Below are 16,291 nucleotides of genomic sequence, written 5' to 3'. Positions count from 1 at the left end.
CTGGAAATGGATGTTTGCAGTTATTGCCGACGCTTTCGCGGTGGGTCTCCCGCGGTAACGGTGGAGGAGCCAACAATCGCTTTCAGCAGCAGCATCGCTGCTCCAATGAACATGAGGGTGGAGACGACCCAGCAGGCAGTAGCCGCATCGCGCTGCGCGGTGTTCAGAGCAAAAGAGAAGATGAATCCGCTGGTAACCAGCAGGAGGACCCCGGGAATTCGTGTCTTCATCATGCGCCTTTGCAGTGGAGGATTAGGCCAAACGATCGCAGAACATAATCGCCATCGTGTTGAATAACATCCATCCTGCCACAAATCCATCGACTTTACGATAGGCCTTAAGGCGGATATTACCTTGGGATATCCTGTGTCCGGCTATTGATGCAGGCAAAGCTGCTTGGCTGCTAGATGCAGGATTTCAGCAGTTTCCCGATCGTGGCGTGCTCTGCCTTGGTCATCCAAACGCCGTATTTGGCTTTTACCTGGGTCTGCCGCGAGACGTAGTCGCAGCGGAAACTCTTGTTCGGCGGCAGCCAAGATGCGGCGTCCTTATCGCCCTTAGCGGCATTGGTCGGCCCATCGGAAGCCAGCAGGTTCAACGGATCGTTGGCAAATTCCAGTCGCGTGTCGGCATCCCAGCCCTGCGCTCCCTTTTGCCAAGAATCGGACAGCGCGACCACATGGTCGATTTGCACCGCAGTGCTGGTGCCTTGGCCGCGCTTGAATTCAATGGTCTTGCCTGTATAGGGATCATCGAACCGTCCGCTCAGGACAACGCAAGGTCGAGCGGCCGACTTATAGGTCACGTCTACCAAATCACGCGACAGGATGTCGTTGCGCGCGTCGCATCCATTGCGGTCCGGATCTTTCCACCCCTTGCCGAACTTTGCTCTGTCGTAGCCGGTTTTCGGCGCGCGGCCCTTCACAGCAATTTCGGCGAGCAGTTCAAGGGATTCCGCATAGATCTCGCGTTGCTCTGCGGTGCTTGGGACAGGTGCGCCTTGCGCATCAGGAAGGGGAGGGAGCTCTACGCTTTCCAGCGCAGAGCACGAACTGAGTGCAAGAGTGGATACGAGGGCGAAAAACGCAAAGGTGCGACGCAGCAAACGCATGCGGTAGTACTACTCCTAAAATGGCCGGTGCTTGAGCAGGAAAATGCCTCTGGCTTGAACTATAGGCAGTGGGGCTGACTATTCAGCAGTGCCTGCTTCGTGTGGTGGCGTGACTTTGAATGCACAGGCATAAGAGACTGATGCTATTCAAGCTCGGAAGAACTCAGACCTGGGAAATCTTGCTCGAAATAGTCCAGGATTTCCTGGGCCGCGTAGTAGTCCAGCAGGTGCGGGGCGCTGAGCGGGAAGACGCTGCCGCTTTGCACCGAAGGCAGCTGGGCTAATGATTCATCGGCGGTAAATTCCATGGTGGTTTTCTTGTTTGCCGCCAGCAGGAAGGTGGCATCGCCAGTGAGCGCCGCTGGCAGGTCTTGGTAGCTGACGAAACTGAAATCCTCCCTTGGCTGCGTGGAAGTGTCGAGCTGCTTTGGCGTTGAAACCACGGTGAAGCCGAGTCCGCTCAGCAGCTGCGCGTACGGCCCGGCGGCCTTGGCGATCGGAGATGTCCCGCGGGCTGCATAGGAAATGAGCGAAGCGGTGGTTCCGGAAGGGATTGCCAGCTTCGCTCTCAGTGTTGAGATCCGTTCGGCAACGGCTGCGGTGTTCTGCTGTGCCTTGTCTTCTGTGCCGGTGGCTTCCGCCAGCAGTTTTGAAAGTTCGTTCCAATCCTTATCCGCATAGTCTAAGACAATGGTTGGTGCAATCTTTCGCAGCGCACCAATCTTGCCTAATTCGGAGTCTGCGCCTGTCGCCGCCACAACGATGAGGTCAGGCTTCTGTTCGGTGATTTCTTCCAGATCGAACTTTCCAACTTCATAGAGCGGATCGACTTTGCGGGCCGAGGCAACATCAGCCCAGTGCTTGAAGAAGCCGTCGCGATCAGCATCTGGTCCTTCCGGTGCCGTCGCGCTGGCAATGACCGGCGCGTCCAGGGCCAGCAGAGAGCCCGTTAGCCCTACCGAGGTCGAGACGATGCGTTCAGGTTTTGCCGGGATCCTTACGGCGTTCTGCATTGAATCCGTGAACGTGCGAGGCCAGTGCCCGACGTCAAATGCCGCTGTGCCCGTATCCCGCGCTGGCTCGGCAGGTGTCGTCGCGCACGAGCCAAGGGAGAAGGCTAATGCGCTGATGGACAAGGCAACTGCGATTCGTGACAAGCTGGGGCGCACTAAAGTTCTCCTGGGCCGATGGCCAGAAACTGGCCAGGTGGCATATGACGGCAATGTATTACTCGAAATCTCTTTCCGAACCCATTTTATGTTCCCCAGCCGCAGGCACGCCCTTGGCGCAAGAACAAATGGATCACGTTGACTGCGTAAACCGCTGCTTCTTGCGCATCGGGGCCGCGGAAGAGCCATTGCCGATGCCGACGCTCATGCTGCCTGGTCTTTAGCGGCGCAACCTCTCTTCACGGAGGGTCCAATATGAGGAGATATGGGTGGAACGCTTGTCGAGGTGCCAGTGCCGGGCGACTTGGCTGATCTCCTTGACCGCGGAACGCTCTGCATGAGCGATTAACCCAATCCGAAGATGAGGCAGCGGCAGGGAACGGAGCTCATCGGCCAGCAATGTGCTGCGTCCCGCCGAAATGCCATCGCGCGGCAACCAGCGTAAATCAACTCCAGGAGGATGTTTCACGTCAAACATTGCGTCCCGATCCGCAACTTCGAGCAGCGCTATGCCGTGCGCGTCGGCGGGCAATGCTTCCAGAGCCTTGCAGATCGCCGGGATGCCCGCTTCATCTGCTGCCAGCAAATAATAGTCGGCGTTCAGTGACAGCGAGGACTTGCTGCGCGGTGGCGAAATGACCAGAGGAGCCCCGGGCTGCACCGTTCCGGCCCAATGGCCAACGGTGCCCGGCTCGCCATGAACTACGAAGTCGATGGCAATTTCCGGGACAAGCGCGTCGATCCATCGGATCGTGTACGACTTGGAACGTGGAACTTTTTCGCGGGGCAGGCGTTGGCGCAAGGCACGCATGTCATAGGGAGGCTCGAGTCCAAGGGCAGGATCAGCGACAAAGACTTTGACATATTCGTCGATTGCTCCGTTGGAACGGTAGCCATCCAGATCCGGGGCTCCGGCGATGATGCGCACCATCTGGTCATTCAGCCGCTCTACCCGGGTGACCGTCAGAATGTGCTGATCAACCTTTTTCCTTGGCGGTTCTTGATATCCCAGGGCAGGGGTGTGCCTTGCGATGGGCTCTTCATAGGTTTCCGCGTAGCTGCGCGTTTCCGTAGGGACTGCGGGTGGCGGCGCAAGTGGGACGGGCGAGGCCTGCGCCGGTGCGTGGTGGTAGTGCTTGAAAGAGGTGCGCAGTGTCTTGTCCAGGACCTTTCGTGCAGCGGCAAGCGCCGCAGCGGCGCCGGCACGTTCGGCAGCTGCCAGCAGTTCGTCGGTTTGCTGCTCGTTGAGCATCGAGTTGTCGCCGATATTCCGGTACAACTGCTCCTTGGCCACCGCGTATCCGGCCTTCGCTCCGGCCTTTTCTGCCTGAGCGAGGACTTCCAAGGTGAGCCCTTCCCTGGGTGTCACCGTGTATTGCGGACCGTAGCTCTTGTACTTGTGATGCTTAGACATGGTGTGCCCCTAACCCGGCCGGTGTGAGCACCCGCCCGTATGCCTGAGTATGGGGGATATCGGGCATGGAAAACAAGTCATTGTAATTTGCAAACGCCAAGCGCTCTGGGCCTGGTGCCTTGGCCATTTCTACCGCGGAATTCCGCGGATTATTCGATATTCGATTCATTCGACAATGAGCAGATCCGGTCACTAAAATTAGCCCCATGTCTGATACCTTGCCACCGTGCCCTGAATGCTCCAGCGAATACACCTACGCCATGGATGCCCTGTTGGTCTGCCCAGAGTGCGCGCATGAATGGAATGCTGAGACCGAACACACCGAAACCGCCGAAGCGGTGATCAAGGATGCGGTCGGCAATGTGCTGCAGGACGGTGATACCGTCAGCATCACCAAGACCATGAAGGTCAAGGGCTCGCAAAGTGCGTTGAAGGCCGGAACCAAGGTCCGCGGCATCCGATTGGTCCAGGGTTCTGGCGATCATGACATCGCCGCCAAGGTCGATGGCTTTGGGCAGATGGAGTTGAAGTCTTCCATCGTCAAGAAGATCTAGTTTTCCTATCCGGAGTCCCATAAGTTGCCAAAATCCTCCGAGGGAAAGCATCCCGAACTAAGACGCTCATCGCAGTTCCCGCAAGTGGCAGGCCCATCGCTTCTGTCTGCCGCTGGGGAAGATCCGTGAAGTGTTGACGGAAGCAGGCCGCGGGAACAAGACACGTGCTGGAAAGAAGGTTTCAGCAGCGAGGGATCGTCATGGATTCAGCAAGCGAGGACGAAAAGCTCGACGCGATAATCATCGGGTGGGGCTAGGGCGGCAAGACCTTGGCAGGAACCCTGGCCCGGGCCGGCCAGCGGGTGGCAATCATCGAGCAGTCATCCCAGATGTATGGCGGCACCTGCATCAATATCGGTTGCGTACCCACCAAGGCGCTGATCCATGATGCCGAAAACCGGGATGGCAGCGGATATGACCAGAAGGTTTTCGATGCGGCAGTCGATCGCCGGGACAAGCTCACCGCCAAGATGCGCGCCAAGAACTTCGCCATGCTCGACGACCTGGACTCGGTGCTGGTGGTCAACGGCACGGCGGCATTCACCGGGCCGAAGCGCATCAAGGTCAATGCCGGTTCAGAAGAGCTGGAACTGAGCGCAGAAACGATCATCATCAACACCGGTGCCCTCCCGGCGGTCCCGGAAATCGACGGCGCGCAGATTGGCGGGCGGGTGCATGACTCCACCACCATCCAGCACGCCCCGTTGCCCAAGACCCTGGCCGTGGTGGGCGGCGGATATGTCGGCATCGAGTTCGCGTCGATGTTTGCCCAGTTCGGATCAAGGGTCACGGTGCTGGATCGCGGAAGCCGTGCACTGTCCAAGGAAGATGCGGATGTGGCCGCCGAGGTCCAGGGGTGCTTGGAAGATGCGGGAGCCGAGATCATCAGCTCGGCCTCGGTGCGCTCAATCAGCCAGGACGAGCACGGTGCTACCGTCAGCTATGAACGCGAGGACGAGGTGCATCGGTTGCAGTCCGATGCGGTGCTGATCGCGCTGGGGCGCGTGCCGAATACTGCCGCCCTGGGCTTGGAAGCCGCCGGGGTTCGCACGGGGTCCCGCGGGGAAATCGTGGTGGACGAGTTCCTGGCCACCAGCGCTCCGGGCATCTATGCCGTGGGTGATGCCAATGGCGGTCCGCAGTTCACCTATATCTCGCTTGATGACCATCGGGTGCTGGCCAACCGGCTGCTGGGCGACGGATCGCGCAGCACCAAGGACCGGGTGGCCGTTCCGTACACCATCTTCACCACCCCGCCACTGGCACGCGTCGGTTTGAGCGAAAAGCAGGCGGCGCAGCAAGGGCTGGACACCAGGATCGCAGTGAAGAAGGTTGCGGAGATTGCGGCAATGCCGCGCCCCAAGATCGTGGGTGATCCGCGGGGAACCATCAAGTTCGTCGTCGATGCGCGCAGCGATGAGATCTTTCGCGCGGCGTTGATGCACGTGGACTCCCAGGAGGTCATCAACCTGGTGGCACTGGCCATGCGGCAGCGCATGGGCGCTGCCGAACTGCGCGACCAGATCTTCACCCACCCCTCGTCCACCGAAGCGCTGAACGAGGTGCTCGGGCAGCTAGGCTGAGGCCTGGATTTGTGCGGAGCTGATCAGCTCGGCGAGCTCGGCCAGCGGCTTGTTCGCACCGAAGGCAGGCTGGCCAGGCTGCAGGCGCAAGCCTTCGTCCAGGGAACCGATGGACAGCGGGTCGAAGCCGAACTCGTCAACAATCCGTGCCACCTGCTCAACGTCTTCGGACAGATCCCCGGCCACCGCGATGGCCTTGCGGCGCTCGGCGCCGGACGGACGGGCCTCATCCTCCAGATCGTGGTAGCCCATGTGGTTGAAGGCCTTGACGATCCGCGAGGCTGGCAGGAAGTCCTGGACCAGGGTGCTGGTGGAGACCTCCGGATCGTTCAGGTCCTCGCGGATGCCGTCGGTTTCCCACCAGTAGTTCATCGCATCGATCACCAGCTTGCCCTGAAGCTCGGCAACCGGAAGGTTCCGGTACTTGCCCAGCGGCAGCGCCAAGATGGCGATATCGGCATCCCGTGCGGCAGTTTCCGGATCCACGGCCACCGCTCCGGGAGTGAGGATCTCGATGGTCAGGGCAATGGGGCCGGGGTCGCCGGAGCCGGCGATGAGCACCTTGTAGCCGGCTTGCACCGCGCGGCGGGCAAGGACCGTGCCGATCTTCCCGGCACCGAGGATGCCGATGGTCTGCTGAGCCATTTTCTCTCCTTCAGGCATGTTCGCGAATCCGTTCCTAGCTCTGGGCGAGCATGTCGCGCACCAGCGGGATGACCTTCTCGCCGTAGAGCTCCACCGCACGCAGGCGGGCGCCGGCTTCCACCGCGCCGCCGGAGTAGATCAAATCGAAACGGCCGATATCCAGGGACTTGATGGTCTTGGCGATCTTGCGCGCCACGGTTTCCGGCGAGCCGACATACAACGAGCCATCGCTGATCTCATGCTCGAATTCGCCGCGGCTCATCGGGCTCCAGCCGCGGCTGGAACCGATGCGGTCTCGCTGCTCCTTGTAGGCGTCGAACATGTGCTCGCGGGCCTGCTCGTCGGTTTCTGCCACGAAGCCGGGGGAGTGCAGGCCCACGGGCAGGGATTCGTGGCCGAACTGGTCGTTGGCCCGGCGGTACAGGTCGATGTAGGGGGCGAAGCGCTCGGGGGAGCCGCCGATGACCGCGAGCATCATGCGGAATCCGTAGTGCGCGGTGCGGATGACCGACTGCGGGGAGCCGCCCACGCCCACCCAGGTGTTCAAGCGGCCTGACTCGGTCTTCGGGAAAACATCCATGTCCACCAGCGCCGCACGCTTGGTGCCCTGCCAGGTCACCGGCTTCTCGTCGAGCAGCTTGTGGAACAGGTCGATCTTCTCGTCGAAGAGCAGTTCGTAGTCGGCCATGTCGTAGCCGAACAGCGGGAAGGACTCCGTGAACGAGCCGCGGCCCAGCATGACCTCGGCGCGGCCGTTGGACAGCGCATCCACGGTAGCGAAGCGCTGGAAGACGCGCACCGGATCATCTGAGGACAGCACGGTCACGCCGGATCCGAGGCGGATCCTCTCGGTCGCCGTGGCAATGCCGGCCAGTACCGTTTCGGGGCTGGAGATGGCGTATTCCGGGCGGTGGTGCTCGCCGACGGCGACCACGTCGACGCCTGCCTGGTCGGCCGCAATGGCCTCCTGGACGGTGGCGCGGATACCCTGCGCGTGGGTTGCCAGCTTGCCCGTCTTGTCGCTGGGCACGTCGCCGAAGGTGTCAAGGCCGAATTCGATAGTCTCGCTGGCGGTCATTGCGTGTTCCCCGTTTCAAATACTTGGTTGATGCATCAATTATCACTCAATATCATTGACGTGTCAACTACTTTAGGCCGGCCCTCTCCAGCTGATCTCTTGGGGGCAGCAAAGGAGCCAAACTGCAATGGATTCGTGCTGGATTGGGTTCACCGCGCATGGCTACGGTAGGAAAACCATTCGTTCGAGTCTGGCGAGGAGGAATCACCATGCGAACTCAACGAACCTCCCCAGCGCCACTGGCGCTCGTTCTTGCGGTGCTCATGCTCGCTGCCGGCTGCAGCCAAGGCCCCGGCGGCGAGATGGCCGAAAGCCCTGCACCGCCAACCAGCGCGAGTACGGAAACTTCGGCATCGCCAACTAGCCCTGGCGGCTCTACACCGGCGCAGAGCACGGAGCCTGCGGCAAGTTCCGCAGAGCCAACCACCGCTGCCCTGACGCTGTTCTATGTTGCCGTGGGCGATGAAGGGAAGTCGGGGCCGCAGATCGGCTGCGGCGACTCGCTGGTCGCGACCGAAACGCGGCCAGAGGAATTCACCAACCAAATTGAGGCCTCGATTGACGCCCTTCTCGACGACGACGAGGAAATGCTGGGAGAATCAGGGCTGCGCAACGCGTTGGCCGGCTCCGATCTCGACTACGTTTCATCGGCAGTGGATGGTGATGTGGTGACCGTCGAATTGAGCGGAACCGTGAGCTCCGGCGGCACCTGCGATGATCCGCGCATCATCGGGCAGCTCGAATACACCGCGATGACGGCGGCCGGTACCGGCGAGGCACGGATCCTTGTTGGCGGAAAAGAGCTCGAAGAAGTGCTCAGCGCCAAATAAGCAGCCTAGGCAAAACGGCGGCCCTCCTCAATGAGGAGAGCCGCCGTTGACAGGTTGGCTGGAGCCTAGCCGAAGTACTTCTTCATGGTGCCTTCGGATGCTTCGCGCAGCTCGTCCACCGATACGGTGAACTCGCCCTGGATTTCCAGGGCGCCGGACTGCGCATCGACAATGCCCAGGCGGGCCACGGTGACGCCGCGGGCGACGGTCATGTCGTTGAAGCGGACCTCTTCGCTGCGTGGAACCGCAACCAGGGCGCGGGCCTGGGACTCGGAGAACAGTGCGGTGAAGGAATCAAGTCCGTCACGCTGCTTGATCTCGTCCAGGGCCACGCGGGCGCCAACGCCGTAGCGCAGGACCATTTCGGACAGGGCCGCAACCAGGCCGCCCTCGGACAGGTCGTGCGCCGCGTCGATCATGCCGTCGCGGCTGGCGTTGATCAGGATCTCGCCCAGTTCCTTCTCCGCTGCCAGGTCGACCTTCGGCGGCAGGCCGCCGAGGTGGCCGCGCAGGTTCGCGTACTCCGAGCCGTCCAGCTCATCAGCGGTGGTGCCGATCAGGTAGATGGCCTGGCCATCGGCCTCTTCGCGCCAGCCCGATGGGGTGCGGCGGGCGACGTCATCCAGCTTGCCCAGGGTCGCAACCACCGGGGTCGGGTGGATGGCCTTGTCGCCGGTCTGGTTGTACAGCGAGACGTTGCCGCCGGTGACCGGGACACCCAGCTCCATGCAGGCATCCGACAGGCCGCGGATGCCCTCGGCCAGCTGCCACATGACATCCGGGTCCTCGGGGGAGCCGTAGTTCAGGCAGTCGGAGACGGCCGCAGGCACGGCGCCGGAGGTGGCGACGTTGCGGTAGGACTCGGCCAGCGCCAGCTGCGCGCCGGCGTAAGGATCCAGGTAGGTGTAGCGGCCGTTGGCATCGGTGGCGATGGCCACGCCCAGGCCGGTGGACTCGTCGATGCGGACTACGCCGGCATCATCCGGGGCGGCCAGCGCGGTGTTGCCGCCGACGTAGCGGTCGTACTGGCTGGTGATCCAGGACTTGTCGCACAGGTTCGGGCTGGCGATCAGCTCCAGGGTGGCGGCCTTCAGCTCCTCGCCGGTGGCCGGCAGGTTGGCGCCGGCTGCCGAGGACTTGAAGGTGTCTGCCTGCAGCGCGTCCTGCCACTGGGGGCGGGCGTAAGGGCGGTCGTAGACCGGGCCGTCGTGGGCGACGGTCTTCGGATCCACGTCGACGATGACTTCGCCGTCCCAGGTGATGATCAGCCGGTCGGTGTCGGTCACCTCGCCCAGCCAGGAGTACTCCACGTTCCACTTGGCCATGACCGCCTCGAATGCCTCGACGTTCTCTGGGGTCACCACGGCCATCATGCGTTCCTGGGACTCCGACATCAGGATTTCGCCCGGGGTCAGGGTGGAGTCGCGCAGCAACACGTTGGTCAGCTCGACCTGCATGCCGCCCTCGCCGTTGGAAGCCAGTTCGGAAGTGGCGCAGGAGATGCCCGCGGCGCCCAGGTCCTGGATGCCCTCGACCAGCGAGGCCTTGAACAGCTCCAGGCAGCACTCGATGAGCACCTTCTCGGCGAACGGGTCGCCGACCTGCACGGCCGGCCGCTTGGATGGCTTGGTGTCGTCGAAGGACTCCGAGGCCAGCACCGAGGCGCCGCCGATGCCGTCGCCGCCGGTGCGCGCACCGAAGAGCACCACCTTGTTGCCCACGCCCGAGGCGTTGGCCAGGCGCAGGTCCTCGTGGCGCAGCGCGCCGACAGCCAGCGCGTTGACCAGCGGGTTGCCCTGGTAGATCGGGTCGAACACGGTTTCGCCGCCGATGTTCGGCAGGCCCAGCGAGTTGCCGTAGCCGCCGATGCCGGAAACCACGCCGTGCACCACGCGCTGCGAATCCTCGTGGTCGATCGCGCCGAAGCGCAGCGGATCCATCACGGCGATCGGGCGGGCGCCCATGGAGATGATGTCGCGCACGATGCCGCCGATGCCGGTGGCGGCCCCCTGGTAGGGCTCCACGTAGGACGGGGAGTTGTGCGATTCGATCTTGAAGGTCACGGCCCAGCCGTCGCCCAGGTCGGTGACACCGGCGTTCTCGCCCATGCCGACCATCAGGTCCTTCTTCATCTCCTCGGTGACCTTCTGCCCGAACTGGCGCAGATGGTTCTTGGTGGACTTGTAGGAGCAGTGCTCGGACCACATGACCGAGTACATGGCCAATTCAGCGGCGGTCGGACGGCGGCCGAGGATCTTGACGATCTCGGCGAACTCGTTCTCCTTCAGGCCAAGCTCTGCCCAGGGCAGTTCCACGTCCGGGGTGCCCGCTGCGTTATCGACGGTGTCGATATTAAATTCCTTAGTGGCTTCCTGGCTCACTTTTTGCCTCCAACAAGGTGGGTCAGAACACTGGTGAAGAATGCCAGGCCGTCGGTGCCGCGGTGATCCGGGCCGAAGCCGGCTTCGATGGCATGCTCCGGGTGCGGCATCAGGCCGACCACGTTGCCCGCCTTGTTGCTCACGCCGGCGATCGAGCGGCGCGAGCCGTTCGGGTTCCAGCCCACGTAGGAGAACGCGATGCGGTTCTCGGCTTCGAGCTCGTCCAGCACCTTCTCGTCAGCGACGTACTGGCCGTCCTGGTTCTTCAGCACGATGGTGATCTCCTGGCCGGCTTCGAACCCGTTGGTCCACGCGGTCTGGTTGTTCTCCACGCGCAGCAGCTGATCGCGGCAGATGAACTTCAGGTGATCGTTCTTGATCATCGAACCGGGCAGCAGGTGCGACTCGGTGAGGATCTGGAAACCGTTGCAGATGCCCAGCACGGGCAGCTTGGCATCGGAGTTCGCGGCATCGGCGATCTTCGCCATCATCGGTGCGAAGCGGGAGATTGCGCCTGCACGCAGGTAGTCGCCGTAGGAGAAGCCGCCGGGGATCACCACGGCGTCGACGTCCTGCAGGTCGGTGTCGGCGTGCCACAGGGACACTGCTTCGGCACCGGCGGCGCGCACTGCGCGCGCGGCGTCCCGGTCATCGAGGGTGCCCGGGAAGGTCACCACGCCGATGCGCGCTCCGGAAATTTCGGTGCTTGGCGTTGAATAATCGCCAATCAGGGGAAGTTCGGCGCTCATTAGTCTTCGACTACCTCGACGTTGACGACATCTTCGATCACCGGGTTGGACAGCAGGGTTTCTGCGGCCTCGCGAGCCTGTGCGAGGATTTCTTCGGTCACCTCGCCATCTACGGACAGTTCAAAGCGCTTGCCCTGGCGGACAGCTTCGAAGGAGGTGAAGCCTAGGCGGGGAAGCGCTCCCGCGATGGCCTTGCCCTGTGGGTCAAGGATTTCTGGCTTGAGCATGACATCTACAACGATGCGGGGCATCCGGCATATCTCCTGTTGGCGAGGTTAAGTTAAATGCCACACGGAGATGCCGTCTCACACCAGGGGGATTTGGCGCTCCGCGAGCTTGCCCTCATAGTCTACCCGTGAATGTGACAGGGAAAACGTGCCTGTGTGCGATAGCACCGATATCACGCGGTTTAAGTCATGTGATCTTAGGCTCATGGGATTCCCGGCAGCGCTTGGCGCGTATGCTGAAACTGTGAAAAATGCTAGTCAAGCCGTCTGCGCCTGCCGTGTTCTGGACGCCGCGAAACTGTCCTACGAAAACTGCTGCAAACCATTGCATGACGGAAGGGAAGACGGTTCGGTGCTGCCTGAGACCGCAGAGCAGCTGATGCGCTCGCGCTACAGCGCCTTCGTGCTCGGCTTGCAACGGTATTTGCTGGCGACCTGGCATGAGAGCACCAGGCCCAAGGAGCTGGAATTGGATGCGCAGCTGCGCTGGAGGGGTTTGGAGATCATTTCAACCCGCGCCGGCGGTGCAACAGCCTCCCGCGGGGTGGTGGAATTCGCCGCGCACTACCGCGATGGACGGCATGAATCGCAGCAGCATGAGGTGAGCACCTTCGTGAAGCAGGAAGGAGCCTGGTACTACCTCGACGCGCTCTAGGGCTGGGGGTTCAGCCGCTCAGCGCTTGGCCGCGGCCTGCAGCATCGTCAGCATCTGGGTCTGCTGGCGTTCACGGGCCAGCTTGAACGCATCGGAACCGGAATGGTCCTCCAGGTGCGGGTTGGCCCCGTGGGTAATCAGCAAGCGCGCAATGGTGATGGCGTTGCTGGTGCCTTGGCCCAGGACAATGGTTTCGTGCAGGGCAGTCCAGCCCAGGTCATTGACCTGGTCGACAGGGATGCCGGTGCGCAGCAGGTGGCGTACGGCCTGGACCTGGCCATTCTCGCTTGCGACTGCCAGCGCGGTGCCGCCCATGCGATTGACCGAGGCGAGGTCCGCTCCGCCGTCAATGAGCATCTTGAGCGTTTCAACTTGGCCGTTGGCGCTGGCACGCAGGAACGGGGTCTCGTAGAAGTCGTCCTTCTTATTGGGATCCGAACCGGCCTTGAACAGTTCCTTGGCAATGGCATGGTTCTTGTTGATGACAGCACGCATCAACGCGGTGCGGCCGGACTGGTCTTGCGCATCAACGTCGGCGCCCTTCTTCAATGCCGCCTTGACGTCCTTCAGCTTGCCCTCGTTCACCGCAGCGAAGAGCTGGGTAGTGGACTTGGGCATGCCAGCCGATGCGCTGGGAAGGGCCTTGATGGAAGCGCCGGTGTTGGCGCCTGAAGCCAGTGGCGAGAGAGTTGTCTCGGAGCTTTCCGGGGCGGCAGGGCTGCTGGTCTGCTGAGCCTTATTGTCCGGCGTCGTGGTCGGTGCGGTGGTGCCGCTTTGGGAGGAAGCCGGAGCCGGGAGGCTGGAGCCAGATGCGGCCTTGCCCGGGGTAGGCATGGATGCCTGGGCTGAAGCGGTGGAGGCAGGGGCGGGAGCCGGGTTGGAAGCAACTTCTTGGGCCTGGGGCGAGGAAGCGGAACAGCTGGAGCATGCGCCCATGATCGCGGCCAGCGGTAGCGCCAGCAATGCCAATCCACGGCGGTTCGTGGTGGGACCGGTATGAAGTGCCATCTGTCCTTTCGCGGTTCAACAACCCATCCCGGAATGGTTTTCGCACCATCCAGGGACTCTGCTCAGTAACTTTTGATCACTTGCGAGCTTAGCGGCCGAAGCTGAAAATTTGCGGTCAATCGGCGCCGAGATTGCTCTGTGCCCGCCCCCTGCCGATCTTCGCTAAAATCATTAGCACCATGGAATGCCTTTACTTTTCTGCCTCCCGTTGCCGCTCGTGCACCTTGATGACGGTGCCCTACGCCCGGCAACTGCAATCAAAAGTCGAGGATTGCCAGCAGCTGCTCTCCGGCTTCCAGTCCCTGGAATTCCTTCCGCCCCAAGCCAGCAACGAGCAGGGCTTCCGCAACAAGGCCAAGATGGTCATTTCCGGGACCACCGAGCAACCGACCATCGGCATCCTGGATGCCGACGGCCATGGTGTCGATCTGCGCAACTGCGGCGTCATCGCGGCACCGCTGCGGGCAGTGTTCCCGGTCATCGAGCAGTTCATCCATGATTTGAAGCTCATTCCCTACGATGTTCCCAAGCGCAAGGGCGAACTGAAGCATGTGATTCTCACCCTGTCGGACACCGGGTCGGTGATGGTCCGCTGGGTGCTGCGCACCAAGAAGCATTTTGTCGCGCTGCGCGATTCGCTGCCGCAGTTCCTCGAGCAGCTTCCGCGCCACAGCGTGGTGTCGGTGAACTTCCTGCCCGAGCACAAGGCGGTGCTGGAAGGCGAAGAGGAAATCATCCTGACCCGCCGCAGCGCCTTGGAATTCGGGTTGAATGGTGTCCCGATGCACCTGCGTCCCCAGGGTTTCTTCCAGACCAATAGCGAGATCGCCGCCGCGTTGTACCGCCAGGCCCGCCAATGGATCAACGATGCCAACCCGGAAAGCGTGTGGGATTTGTACAGCGGGGTGGGCGGTTTCGCGCTGCACTGCGCTGCGGAGGACCGCACCGTGTACGGGATCGAGACCAGCACGGAAGCTGTCGAAGCGGCCAAGACCAGCGCGAAAGCCATGGAATTGGAAGACGTCCACTTCAAGGCCCAGGACGCTACCGAATTCGCGCTGAATGCCGGCTGGGCACCGGACGCGGTGATCGTGAATCCGCCGCGCCGCGGCATTTCCGCGCAACTGGCGGCATGGCTGAACGAGTCGGATGTCCAGCACGTCATCTACTCCAGCTGCAATGCGAAGTCGCTGGCCAGGGACCTGGAGCGGCTGGATAACTACACCCCGCAGCTGGCCCGCGTGATGGACATGTTCCCGCAGACCAGCCACTACGAGGTCATCGTGAAGCTGGAACGCAAGGTCGCCTAGCGATCCAGGGTTGCGGTGCGCCGGTCAAGGCGCCCGACAATCTCATCAACAAGGTGCGGGTCGATATTCGGTTCGCGGCGGGCCTTGAGCAGCTCGTCGCGGGCGGCTTCCAGTGCGATGGCCTGGATCGAATCCGCCTTGGCGATCACCGCACGGATCTGCGTGTACTTCTCGTCCGAGATCGCATCATGCGGATCCGGGTCCTTGGCCAGGATGGTGTGCAGCGAGTTCATGCGCCGACGCACCGCCTGCTGGTAGTTCTCCGGCAGCTCTTCCAGCTCGACATTCTTGCGCAGCGCCGACAAGGCGACGGCTTCGGCACGGCGGGCCAGGGCGCGGCGGGCGCGCTTGGTGTCCTGCTCGTTATTGCGCAGCTTCAGCACGCGCATCAGCGCCGGCAAGGTCAGGCCCGGCAGTACCAGCGTGCACAGCAAGACCGAGCAGGCGGCCACCACCACGAAGTTGCGGCCCTCGATGGCAGTGCCATCGGCCGTGACCTTGGGCAGCGCCAGTGCCAGGGCCAGTGTTGCCAGGCCGCGCATGCCGCACCAGGTGAGCACCAGCGCGTCCTTGCGTGCAGGAATCGCGGGCTTGGTGCGGTTGGGCAGGTAGTAGGTCCCCAGCATCCACAGCGCACGCACGGCGATGACCACGAAGCAGATCGCGGCAATGCCCGGGATGAAGCCGATCAGGTTGCTGCCTTCCTCCTGGATCACCTGGTTCATCTCGATGCCCATCAAGCCGAAGGCCAAGCCGGTGGCCAGCAGCTCGAGCACTTCCCAGAAGGACTGGCGGGTCAGGCGCTCGGCGGAGTCCTGGGGACGGTCGCGGCGTACCATTTCAAGAGCAGTGACCACGACCGCGATGACGCCGGAAATATGCAGCTCCTCGGCAATCATGTAGACCGCATAGGGTGCCACCAAGGTCGCTGCGCAACGTGCCGCCAGGTTGGGAACGAAGCGGTTCAGTGCGCCGATGGCCCAGCCCATGGCCAGGCCCAGGACTACTGCGCCTGCGGCGCCAAGCAGGAACTGCGGAATGATCTCAAACCCGACCTCTGAGCCGTTCAGGGTTGCCTGCACTGCCAGCTGGAAGATCACGATGGCCATGGCGTCGTTGAACAGGCCCTCGGTTTCCAGCAGGGAGGTCAGACGCCGCGGCATCTTCACCTTGGTGGCAATGGCATCCACCGCCACCGGGTCGGGCGGGGCGACAACGGCACCCAAGGCCAGCGCCAGCGGAATGGAAACGATCGGGGAGAAGGCCAGCGCGGTGGCGGCCACCATGCCTGCTGTCACCACGATCAGCACCACGGCCAGCCTGATCAGGGCCTTCCATCGGAAGCGGAACACCGACCAGCTGCTGCGCTGGGCCGTAGCGAAAAGCAAAGGGGGCAAGAAGATCGGAAGGATCAGTTCCGGCTCGATGTGCATTTCGGGCATGAACGGCAAGAAGCCCGCCAACGTCGCGAAAATCAGCATCAAGATCGGGTAGGGCAATTTAATGCGTTCCCCGACGCCGACAATCAGAATCGTGGCGAATAGCAGTGCGATGATCAGCAGGAAAAACTCCATAGT

The 16,291-nt window shown here is 62.3% G+C and carries 16 protein-coding genes; 5 read left to right on the top strand and 11 right to left on the bottom strand.

The features are described from left to right. Positions 1-20: 20 nt before the first annotated feature. From EKH49_RS09990 to EKH49_RS09975, 4 genes are all read right to left on the bottom strand, one after another. A complete protein-coding gene (locus EKH49_RS09990) occupies positions 21-233 on the bottom strand; it encodes a hypothetical protein (RefSeq protein WP_128470731.1) in 213 nt (70 codons plus the stop codon). 170 nt (positions 234-403) lie between these two features. Continuing rightward, entirely contained in the window at positions 404-1,111 is a 708-nt protein-coding gene (locus EKH49_RS09985) for an HNH endonuclease family protein (protein WP_128470730.1), read from the bottom strand. A gap of 143 nt (positions 1,112-1,254) precedes the next feature. Further along, complete coding sequence (gene fepB / locus EKH49_RS09980; RefSeq protein ID WP_128470729.1) at positions 1,255-2,469, bottom strand: Fe2+-enterobactin ABC transporter substrate-binding protein; 1,215 nt, start codon at positions 2,467-2,469, stop codon at positions 1,255-1,257. Between the two features lie 31 nt (positions 2,470-2,500). Continuing rightward, positions 2,501-3,694 (bottom strand): siderophore-interacting protein, encoded by a 1,194-nt coding sequence (locus tag EKH49_RS09975; protein WP_128470728.1) that lies wholly within the window; start codon positions 3,692-3,694, stop codon positions 2,501-2,503. Positions 3,695-3,900: 206 nt separating this feature from the next. Here EKH49_RS09975 and EKH49_RS09970 point away from each other — a divergent pair, with 206 nt between their 5' ends. Both EKH49_RS09970 and EKH49_RS09965 read left to right on the top strand, forming a co-directional pair. Beyond that, positions 3,901-4,248 (top strand): zinc ribbon domain-containing protein YjdM, encoded by a 348-nt coding sequence (locus EKH49_RS09970; RefSeq protein ID WP_128470727.1) that lies wholly within the window; start codon positions 3,901-3,903, stop codon positions 4,246-4,248. 269 nt (positions 4,249-4,517) lie between these two features. Continuing rightward, positions 4,518-5,831: an FAD-dependent oxidoreductase gene (locus tag EKH49_RS09965; protein ID WP_236641117.1), complete on the top strand. Its 1,314-nt coding sequence runs from the start codon at positions 4,518-4,520 to the stop codon at positions 5,829-5,831. Here EKH49_RS09965 and EKH49_RS09960 read toward each other — a convergent pair. Next, the gene (locus tag EKH49_RS09960) at positions 5,823-6,494 is read right to left on the bottom strand and encodes an NADPH-dependent F420 reductase (RefSeq protein WP_128470726.1); all 672 of its coding nucleotides are present in this window, start codon (positions 6,492-6,494) and stop codon (positions 5,823-5,825) included. The two genes, EKH49_RS09965 and EKH49_RS09960, sit on opposite strands and share 9 nt — an antisense overlap. 16 nt (positions 6,495-6,510) lie before the next feature. Next, a complete protein-coding gene (locus EKH49_RS09955; protein WP_128470725.1) occupies positions 6,511-7,554 on the bottom strand; it encodes an LLM class flavin-dependent oxidoreductase in 1,044 nt (347 codons plus the stop codon). A 209-nt stretch (positions 7,555-7,763) separates the two neighbouring features. On the opposite strand from EKH49_RS09955, the gene EKH49_RS09950 reads away from it, so the two are divergent. Beyond that, positions 7,764-8,384, top strand: a complete 621-nt coding sequence (locus EKH49_RS09950) for a GerMN domain-containing protein (protein WP_236641115.1) — start codon at positions 7,764-7,766, stop codon at positions 8,382-8,384. A 65-nt stretch (positions 8,385-8,449) separates the two neighbouring features. Here EKH49_RS09950 and purL read toward each other — a convergent pair whose 3' ends face one another. The 3 genes from purL to purS are packed head-to-tail and all read right to left on the bottom strand — an operon-like array spanning position 8,450 to position 11,765. Further along, positions 8,450-10,765 carry a phosphoribosylformylglycinamidine synthase subunit PurL gene (gene purL, locus EKH49_RS09945; protein WP_128470724.1) on the bottom strand — a complete coding sequence of 772 codons (2,316 nt, stop codon included), beginning with the start codon at positions 10,763-10,765 and terminating at the stop codon, positions 8,450-8,452. Next, entirely contained in the window at positions 10,762-11,514 is a 753-nt protein-coding gene (purQ, locus tag EKH49_RS09940; RefSeq protein WP_038991934.1) for a phosphoribosylformylglycinamidine synthase subunit PurQ, read from the bottom strand. The genes purL and purQ overlap by 4 nt, the downstream gene beginning before the upstream one ends. Beyond that, the gene (gene purS, locus EKH49_RS09935; protein WP_038991933.1) at positions 11,514-11,765 is read right to left on the bottom strand and encodes a phosphoribosylformylglycinamidine synthase subunit PurS; all 252 of its coding nucleotides are present in this window, start codon (positions 11,763-11,765) and stop codon (positions 11,514-11,516) included. The genes purQ and purS overlap by 1 nt, the downstream gene beginning before the upstream one ends. 220 nt (positions 11,766-11,985) lie before the next feature. Between purS and EKH49_RS09930 the strand changes: the two genes are divergently transcribed. Next, positions 11,986-12,396 carry a YchJ family protein gene (locus tag EKH49_RS09930; RefSeq protein ID WP_236641114.1) on the top strand — a complete coding sequence of 137 codons (411 nt, stop codon included), beginning with the start codon at positions 11,986-11,988 and terminating at the stop codon, positions 12,394-12,396. Between the two features lie 18 nt (positions 12,397-12,414). Here the strand turns inward: EKH49_RS09930 and EKH49_RS09925 are convergent, their stop codons facing one another. Beyond that, positions 12,415-13,404 carry an ankyrin repeat domain-containing protein gene (locus tag EKH49_RS09925; protein ID WP_128470722.1) on the bottom strand — a complete coding sequence of 330 codons (990 nt, stop codon included), beginning with the start codon at positions 13,402-13,404 and terminating at the stop codon, positions 12,415-12,417. 179 nt (positions 13,405-13,583) lie between these two features. Between EKH49_RS09925 and rlmC the strand changes: the two genes are divergently transcribed. Then, complete coding sequence (rlmC, locus tag EKH49_RS09920; protein WP_128470721.1) at positions 13,584-14,714, top strand: 23S rRNA (uracil(747)-C(5))-methyltransferase RlmC; 1,131 nt, start codon at positions 13,584-13,586, stop codon at positions 14,712-14,714. On the opposite strand, the gene EKH49_RS09915 is transcribed toward rlmC, so the two are convergent. Beyond that, entirely contained in the window at positions 14,711-16,288 is a 1,578-nt protein-coding gene (locus EKH49_RS09915) for a cation:proton antiporter (RefSeq protein ID WP_128470720.1), read from the bottom strand. The two genes, rlmC and EKH49_RS09915, sit on opposite strands and share 4 nt — an antisense overlap. Positions 16,289-16,291: the final 3 nt, after the last annotated feature.

The organism is Glutamicibacter sp. HZAU (genome assembly GCF_004100365.1).
Taxonomy (GTDB): Bacteria; Actinomycetota; Actinomycetes; order Actinomycetales; family Micrococcaceae; genus Glutamicibacter; species Glutamicibacter nicotianae.
The sequence above is the reverse complement of the archived record's forward strand: the minus strand, read 5'-3'. Positions and strand labels throughout refer to the sequence as shown.